Here is a 6,981-nt window from a genome sequence, read left to right as displayed (position 1 = left end):
CCTTCTCGTCCTCGGCGACCTTCTTCACCAGGTCGGCGACGGAGAGCCCTTCGGTGGGCCCGCCCGCGGCCCGGCGGCCGATCCGGCCGCTGTCGTGGCGGGACGGTTCGGTGCGTTCCACCGGCGCACGGCGCTCGGGGGACGCGGTCCGTTCGGGAGGGCGCTGCTCGGGAGGGCGCTGTTCGGGAGGGCGCTGTTCGGGAGGCGACTGACGGGGCGGGAGTCGCCGCGGCCGCCCCGACTGGGATTCCCGGTAGCTGGGATCCGCTAGAGGACGCTCCCAGGGGGCGCGGGATTCGGGAGTCGGTGAGTCCGCACTGTGATCATCACCCACCGATGCAACCTGACCTCTCCGCCGACTCGGACCTCCGTCGGCCCCGACGGATTCCAGCCATAGTACTTATCGAACGTCGGGGCCCCCCACAAGTAGCGAGGTGACGCGCGTTCGTGCCGCTAACCACCGGAATGCATGAGGTCGGCGCCGGCGGGCACCAGGCAGTCGTCGGGGTCGTCGAGCCACCCCTCGGGGAGTGCGACCGTGCCGGGCGATCCCTGCCGTCCGCGCGGACCCTCGGCGTCCTTGGGGAACGGGATGGTCGGATCGAGTTGGGCGAGGAGATCGTCGAGTTCGGTGAGTTTGCTCACGAGGGCCATCGCGACCCGCAGTTCGGACCCGGCGGGGAAGCCCCGCAGGTACCAGGACACGTGCTTGCGCAGTTCACGCAGGCCCTTGTCCTCGCCGTGGTGATCGGCGAGGAGTTCCGCGTGCCTGCGGATGATCGTGGCCACCTCGCCGAGGTTGGGCGGAGTGGGCTGCGGGTTTCCGTTCAGTGCCGCGCTCAGCTCCGCGAACAGCCACGGCCTGCCGAGGCACCCGCGTCCGACGACGACGCCGTCGCACCCGGTCTGCTCCATCATGCGGGCCGCGTCCTCGGCCGCGAAGATGTCGCCGTTCCCGAGGACGGGCACGTCGGTGACGTGCTCCTTGAGCCGGGCGATCTCGTTCCAGTCGGCCGTGCCGGAGTACCGCTGCGACGCGGTCCGCGCGTGCAGCGCGACGGCGGCGGCACCCTCGCCTGCGGCGATCCGGCCTGCGTCGAGATGCGTGTGATGCTCGGCGTCGATGCCGACGCGGAACTTGACGGTCACCGGGACGTCGGTGCCCTCGGTGGCCTTCACGGCCGCCGCGACGATCCGGCCGAACAGGGTGCGCTTGTACGGCAGCGCCGCACCGCCGCCCTTGCGGGTCACCTTGGGGACGGGGCAGCCGAAGTTCATGTCGATGTGGTCGGCGATGTTCTCGTCCACGATCATCTTGGCCGCGGCGTACGTGGTGTCGGGGTCGACGGTGTACAGCTGCAGCGACCGTGGCGTCTCGGTCGGGCCGAATGTCGTCATGTGCAGGGTCGCGGGCTGCCGCTCGACGAGCGCTCGCGCGGTCACCATCTCGCAGACATACAGGCCGGACGTGCTGCCCGCGCGTTCCGTCTCGAGCTCACGGCACAGTGTGCGGAAGGCGACGTTGGTGATCCCGGCCATGGGGGCCAGAACCACCGGACTGCGCAGCTCGAGCGATCCGATACGAAGGGATGACATTGACGACCTCTGGGAAAGTGCTGGAAAAAACTGTGCCCGGTACCGAATCCGGTACCGGGCACAGGATAACTGTTTACGTCAGGAAGCCTTCTGCTCGCGCTTCTTGGCCTCGCGGGCCAGCATGCGGTCGCGCTGCTCCTCGAACTTGGTGGCCTGGCTCTCGAGGTTCTCGAGGAACTTGCCGAGGCTCTCGCGGATCTCTTCGCCGCGGGCGGTGAAATCGTTCCGCTCGAAGATGTTCCACTTGCGCAGGACGGGCATCACGACCTCTTCGAGGTGCTGACGCAGGTCGTAGATGCCGTGCTTGGCCATGAGGACACCGTTGCGCCGGAAGTTCGGCATACCGGCACCCGGCATCTGGAAGTTCTGGACGATCATGTTGACGGCCTCGAGCGCCTGGTCGGGCGCGAGGTCGAGGGCCGCACCGCACATGTTGCGGTAGAAGATCATGTGCAGGTTCTCGTCGGCCGCGATGCGCTGCAGCATCTTGTCGGCGATCGGGTCCTTGCATGCCTTACCGGTGTTGCGGTGGCTCACGCGGGTGGCGAGTTCCTGGAACGTGACGTATGCGACGGAGTGGAGGAAGCCTGCGTCGACGTCGGCGGGGGACGCGAAGCCGTTCGTCATGTGCTCCATGCGGAAGCGCTCGAGCTGGACGGGGTCGACGGCGCGGGTCACGACGAGGTAATCGCGCATCACGATCCCGTGACGGTTCTCCTCGGCGGTCCAGCGACCGACCCACGTTCCCCACGCGCCGTCCTGCGAGAAGTTCTCGGCGATCTCGCGGTGGTACGACGGCAGGTTGTCCTCGGTGAGGAGGTTCGTGATCATCGCCGCCTTGGCGACCTCGTCGAGCTGCGACTGCTCGGGGTCCCAATCGCTGCCGCCCATCGCGGCGAAGTTGCGTCCTTCGTCCCACGGAACATAGTCGTGGGGATGCCATTCCTTGGCCATGGAGAGGTGGCGGTTGACGTTCTCTTCTGCAACCGGCGACAACTCCTGCAGCAGTTCGAGTTGGGTCAGGTCCCTCGCCATGTGTAATGCCTCCAGTAGCTCAAATTTGACTTTGTTCAGCCTACGGCACCGTAAGTAGGTTGGTAAACGCCGTCGGCGGCCCGGGAACCGTCGAAGTTACCGATCCGTAATGGACCTTCCGGGATGTGTCGCCGCCACGCGGCGAACCGTTACATGACAGTGTACTGATGAGGTTGCGTGTGCGGTGACCAGCGTAATCATCCCAGGGAGAGATCATCACAGCGACGCGCGGGCAGTTGTGGACGATCACAGATTTGTGGGTCTCCACAGATTCCCCGCCCCAACTCGAGCCGTGTCGGCGGTTGCGCCGGGGACGGTTCGTCCGGCTCCGAGTCTCCTGGGAATTCGATCCACCCCAGGTGTGAATATCGCCACCCCCGGACGTCCGGCATCGGTGGATCCCGTATGTCCGTTATGCCTGTTGCGGTCGGTCGGGGTGCTGCCGACAATCGTCACATGGGCAACAACATGAGCCGCCTCGAAGAGATCGCCGCCGAATTGCCCGAAGCCGTACGGGTGGACATCGAGCAGTGGGACGGGCACCCGACGTTCCGGGTGCGGGGCAAGAACTTCGTGTTCAGTGACGTGAACGCCACCCGGTTGACGGTGAAGCTCACCGTCGACGAGGCGGAAGCGGTGGTCGCGACGGAACCGGGGGCGGAGCCCGCGGGATACGGTCTCGGTAGACACGGCTGGATCGCAGTGGACGTCGCGGACGCGGACGGGCCCCGGTGGGAACAGTTGCGTGAGTGGATCAGGACGTCGTACACGCTCGTCGCGCCGAAGCGACTGGCCAAGCAGGTGCTGGACGAAGAACCGTTGCCGACGCAGGGAGACCAGTCATGACGACCGACAACAGCGCACCCACCGCCACGCCGGCGAAGTCGGGACTGCCGTCGTGGGCCAAGAAGGCCATCGGGATCGCCGTCCTTCTGGTGGTACTGGTCGTCGCGTATTTCATCCTCGCGGCGTACCTCCCGCGGGCGTGGGCGCAGAACGTGGGCGGAATGGCGGACGGCAGCTTCGGCGGCGGCATCCTGTGGGGACTGCTGTTCGGCACCCTGTGCACCCTGCTGCCCCTGCTGCTGTTCCGCGGGGCATGGCGACTGTTCCGCAAGCGCCGGTTCAAGCCCGTGCAGATCGTATTCCTGATCCTCGGAGTCCTTGTGGTGCTGCCCAATCTGCTGACGCTCAGTGTGGTGCTCGGCGGCAACAGCGCGGCGCACGCCGGTGAACGGATCATGGACGTCGACGCGCCCGGCTTCCGCGGTGCGTCGCTCGCCGGCGCGATCATCGGGGTGGTGCTGTTCCTCGGCGTCGCCGGAGTCAGCTTCACGTACCGCAAGCGCGGTGAGGATCTCGCCGAGATGCGCAGGGACACGAAAGCGAAAAACGGGCAGGTCGGCGGCGACGGGCCGTCACCCGCCGCGCCCTGAGGATTCACCATACGAGCACGGGTTTGATCACCGCACCCGCGGCCTGATCGGCGACGGCGCGGTTGATGTCCTCGAACCGGTACTCGGTGACGAGGCGGTCGAACGGAATCTCCCCTCGGCGTGCAGCGCCAGCAACTGCGGAATGAACTGCTGCACCGACGAATCGCCCTCGACGCAGCCGCGGAGTGTCTTGCCGTTCAGCATCAGGTCCTGAATGTTCACCGCCACTTCGGGTGCGCCCAGTCCGACGACCACGGCGCTGCCTCGCGCCCGCAGCGACGCCGCGCGGGTACCGGATTCACCGCGAAAAGCGTTGCGATGCACACGGATCGGGCGGCGAGACCCGCACTTCGGCATTGGTCGCAGTCACCGCAATGGCGGTAGCTGAGAATCACGTGGTCGCCGGGCGTGACCTGCATTGCTGTTCCTCGGGTTCCGCGCGGTGGGGGCTGGGACACGGCCGGGACCTCAGTCCCGTTCGAGCAGGAAGTAGTAGTGCCTGCCGCCGTCGAGGACCAGCGCGGACTTGCCGTTCATGATGCCCATGAGCGTCGAGTCGTCCACCTCCTTGAAGTGATCGAAGATGGGAGCGCCGTCGTACACCATGGTCGCGGTGACCTCGTCCCGGAACTCGACGTTCCACAGACTGGCCTCGCCGTTGCCGCCCTCGACGTCGGAATAGAGGTTGCCGTTCGCGTCGCGGCAGATCAACGGTTTCGCGTCCTCGAGGGAGTGGAACGTCTTTCCGTGCCAGCGGCTCGCGACCAGCTTGTCGTGCAGGCGGTGGCCGGTGGCGAAGTCGTCGCCCTTCCAGCTGCCGAGGATGTCCTCGGCCCGCACGGTGTCGAGTGCCGCCCACACGGCGTCGAGTTCGTCGGGGGAGACGCCGGTGTCGCGCCGTCGAAGCTCGTGGAACGTGCTGCGGGCCTGATCGATGTCCATGGTCGTACCTCGGGTCGCGTTGGAGTGGCAGATCGAAGAGTTTCCGAACCAAGTTGTTCGTCAACGCGCACGCTACGCCGAACCAAATGGTTCGGCAACGGGCGATTTAGGATGTCGCCATGCGATCAGCGGGAGAAGCCACGCGCGAGCGGATCCTCGCCGCGGCCAAGGACGAATTCGCCCGCTACGGAGTCGCCGGGGCCCGGATCAACCGAATCGCGGAGGCGGCCCGGGCGAGCAAGGACCGCCTGTACGCGTACTTCGACAGCAAGGAAGCGCTGTTCGACGCCGTCATCCAGCAATGGATCGTGGAGACGACGGAACAGACGGCACTGCGGGGCGACGATCTGCCGGGGTACGCGGGCCGCCTGTTCGACGACTACGTGGCGCACCCCGAGAACGCCCGGCTACAGGAGTGGGCCTACCTCGAGATGCGGGAACAGATCGCGGACAGCGACGCGCGGATCGTCACCCTGCGGCCCAAAGCCGCCGAGATTCGCCGAGGGCAGCAGGAGGGATTCGTCGATCCGTCGTGGAACGCAGGCGAACTACTGCTCGTGATCACCGACATCGCCCGATCGCTGGCCACCGCACCCGTCGGCAGGAAGTCGGGGGAGCGCACGGTGGCGCAGCGACGCCAGACCGCTGTCGAGGCGGTTCGGCGGTTGATCCGGGTGCCCTCGGTGGAGGACGCGCCGGGCCGCGAGTGAGTGCCGCTCAGCTGCGGAGTAGCACGTTGAGCCGAGCGGCCTGCCGTGTGAGGTGGTCGCGTTCGGGGAGATTGGGCGCCTTGTCGGCCGCTTCCGCGTAGAGCCGTGCCGCCGTTGCCAGGTCGCGGTCCCGCTCGTGGAGATACGCCGCCACCGCGGTGTGACGGGGCAGCGCGTCGTCCAGCGCCGCGAGTGCGGCCAGTCCGGCGCGCGGGCCGTCGGCCTCACCGACCGCGACGGCCCGGTTGAGGCGGGCCACCGGGCTGTCGGTGAGATCCACCAGTTCGTCGTACCACTCGACGATCTGCACCCAGTCGGTCTCCTCGGCCGTCCGGGCGTCGGCGTGGAGCGCGGCGACGGCGGCCTGGGCCTGGAACTCGCCCAGGCGGTCGCGGGCGAGCGCTGCCTGGAGTATGTCGACGCCGTCGGCGATCAGGCGGGTGTCCCACAGGCCGCGGTCCTGCTCGGCAAGGGGTACGAGGCTGCCGTCGGGCCCGGTCCGGGCCGGGCGGCGCGCGTGGTGGAGCAGCATGAGCGCGAGCAGTCCCGCGACCTCCGGATGGTCGATCGCGGCCGCGAGTTGGCGAGTGAGCCGGATCGCCTCGGCGGCGAGGTCGACCTCGCCGGAATACCCCTCGTTGAACACGAGGTAGAGCACCCGCAGCACCGTCGCGACGTCGCCGGGCTGGTTGAACCGGACGGTCGAGACGGTCCGCTTGGCCCGGCTGATGCGCTGGGCCATCGTCGCCTCCGGCACGAGGTAGGCCTGCGCGATCTGACGCGTCGTCAGGCCGCCGACCGCGCGCAGCGTCAGTGCGACGGACGATGCCGGTGTCAGGGACGGGTGCGCGCACAGGAAGTACAGCTGGAGCGTGTCGTCGATGGCCTCGACCGGTCCCGGCGTGGGCTCACCCTCGATGCGCTCCTCGCGTTGCCGGCGGGAGGTGTGGGCGCGGGCGGTGTCGAGGAACTTCCGCCAGGCCACGGTGACCAGCCAGCCCTTGGGGTCCCGCGGCGGGTCGTCCGGCCACACGCGCACGGCCTCGACCAGGGCGTCCTGCACGGCATCCTCGGCCGCCGCGAAGTCGGCTCCGCGGCGGACGAGGATCCCGATCACCGTGGGGGTGAGGGTGCGCAGTACCGCCTCATCCACCGTGGCATTCCATGGTGGTCGAGGGTGCGGTGAGGAACGGGCGCAGCTCGAGCCATTCGTGGATCGGTTTCCCGCCGGCGCCCGGCGCCGCGGACAGCTCGCCGGCGAG

8 protein-coding genes and 1 pseudogene are annotated in these 6,981 nt (G+C 68.0%); 3 read left to right on the top strand and 6 right to left on the bottom strand.

Annotated elements, in window-relative coordinates; genetic code table 11:
• Positions 1 to 453: 453 nt before the first annotated feature.
• Positions 454 to 1,596, bottom strand: a complete 1,143-nt coding sequence (gene dusB, locus MLGJGCBP_RS14810; protein ID WP_087557680.1) for a tRNA dihydrouridine synthase DusB — start codon at positions 1,594 to 1,596, stop codon at positions 454 to 456.
• 78 nt (positions 1,597 to 1,674) lie between these two features.
• Positions 1,675 to 2,631 carry an acyl-ACP desaturase gene (locus tag MLGJGCBP_RS14805; RefSeq protein ID WP_124392607.1) on the bottom strand — a complete coding sequence of 319 codons (957 nt, stop codon included), beginning with the start codon at positions 2,629 to 2,631 and terminating at the stop codon, positions 1,675 to 1,677.
• A gap of 405 nt (positions 2,632 to 3,036) precedes the next feature.
• On the opposite strand from MLGJGCBP_RS14805, the gene MLGJGCBP_RS14800 reads away from it, so the two are divergent.
• Both MLGJGCBP_RS14800 and MLGJGCBP_RS14795 read left to right on the top strand, forming a co-directional pair.
• A complete protein-coding gene (locus MLGJGCBP_RS14800; RefSeq protein ID WP_087557678.1) occupies positions 3,037 to 3,477 on the top strand; it encodes an MmcQ/YjbR family DNA-binding protein in 441 nt (146 codons plus the stop codon).
• The gene (locus tag MLGJGCBP_RS14795; RefSeq protein ID WP_160096492.1) at positions 3,474 to 4,067 is read left to right on the top strand and encodes a hypothetical protein; all 594 of its coding nucleotides are present in this window, start codon (positions 3,474 to 3,476) and stop codon (positions 4,065 to 4,067) included. Before MLGJGCBP_RS14800 ends, MLGJGCBP_RS14795 begins: the two co-directional genes overlap by 4 nt.
• Before the next feature lie 27 nt (positions 4,068 to 4,094).
• On the opposite strand, the gene MLGJGCBP_RS51710 is transcribed toward MLGJGCBP_RS14795, so the two are convergent.
• Both MLGJGCBP_RS51710 and MLGJGCBP_RS14785 read right to left on the bottom strand, forming a co-directional pair.
• A complete protein-coding gene (locus MLGJGCBP_RS51710; RefSeq protein ID WP_236581093.1) occupies positions 4,095 to 4,322 on the bottom strand; it encodes a hypothetical protein in 228 nt (75 codons plus the stop codon).
• 213 nt (positions 4,323 to 4,535) lie between these two features.
• The gene (locus MLGJGCBP_RS14785) at positions 4,536 to 5,009 is read right to left on the bottom strand and encodes a DUF4334 domain-containing protein (RefSeq protein ID WP_160096490.1); all 474 of its coding nucleotides are present in this window, start codon (positions 5,007 to 5,009) and stop codon (positions 4,536 to 4,538) included.
• 119 nt (positions 5,010 to 5,128) lie between these two features.
• On the opposite strand from MLGJGCBP_RS14785, the gene MLGJGCBP_RS14780 reads away from it, so the two are divergent.
• A complete protein-coding gene (locus MLGJGCBP_RS14780; protein WP_160096488.1) occupies positions 5,129 to 5,719 on the top strand; it encodes a TetR/AcrR family transcriptional regulator in 591 nt (196 codons plus the stop codon).
• 7 nt (positions 5,720 to 5,726) lie between these two features.
• Here the strand turns inward: MLGJGCBP_RS14780 and MLGJGCBP_RS14775 are convergent, their stop codons facing one another.
• Both MLGJGCBP_RS14775 and MLGJGCBP_RS54305 read right to left on the bottom strand, forming a co-directional pair.
• Positions 5,727 to 6,872, bottom strand: a complete 1,146-nt coding sequence (locus MLGJGCBP_RS14775; protein WP_160096486.1) for an RNA polymerase sigma factor — start codon at positions 6,870 to 6,872, stop codon at positions 5,727 to 5,729.
• Positions 6,865 to 6,981, bottom strand: a pseudogene (locus MLGJGCBP_RS54305) (YciI family protein); the annotation flags it as partial. The gene MLGJGCBP_RS14775 and the pseudogene MLGJGCBP_RS54305, both read right to left, overlap by 8 nt.

The sequence above is a fragment of the Rhodococcus sp. T7 genome (assembly GCF_009872365.1).
Taxonomy (GTDB): domain Bacteria; phylum Actinomycetota; class Actinomycetes; order Mycobacteriales; family Mycobacteriaceae; genus Rhodococcus_F.
This window is presented reverse-complemented; position numbering and strand designations above follow the sequence as displayed.

Bases quoted from the DNA above. Each gene is read 5' to 3' on its own strand.
- MLGJGCBP_RS14795 (WP_160096492.1), top strand. From the start codon at position 3,474: ATGACGACCGACAACAGCGCACCCACCGCCACGCCGGCGAAGTCGGGA.
- MLGJGCBP_RS14780 (WP_160096488.1), top strand. From the start codon at position 5,129: ATGCGATCAGCGGGAGAAGCCACGCGCGAGCGGATCCTCGCCGCGGCC.
- MLGJGCBP_RS14805 (WP_124392607.1), bottom strand. From the start codon at position 2,631: ATGGCGAGGGACCTGACCCAACTCGAACTGCTGCAGGAGTTGTCGCCG.
- MLGJGCBP_RS14785 (WP_160096490.1), bottom strand. From the start codon at position 5,009: ATGGACATCGATCAGGCCCGCAGCACGTTCCACGAGCTTCGACGGCGC.
- dusB (WP_087557680.1), bottom strand. From the start codon at position 1,596: ATGTCATCCCTTCGTATCGGATCGCTCGAGCTGCGCAGTCCGGTGGTT.
- MLGJGCBP_RS14800 (WP_087557678.1), top strand. From the start codon at position 3,037: ATGTCCGTTATGCCTGTTGCGGTCGGTCGGGGTGCTGCCGACAATCGT.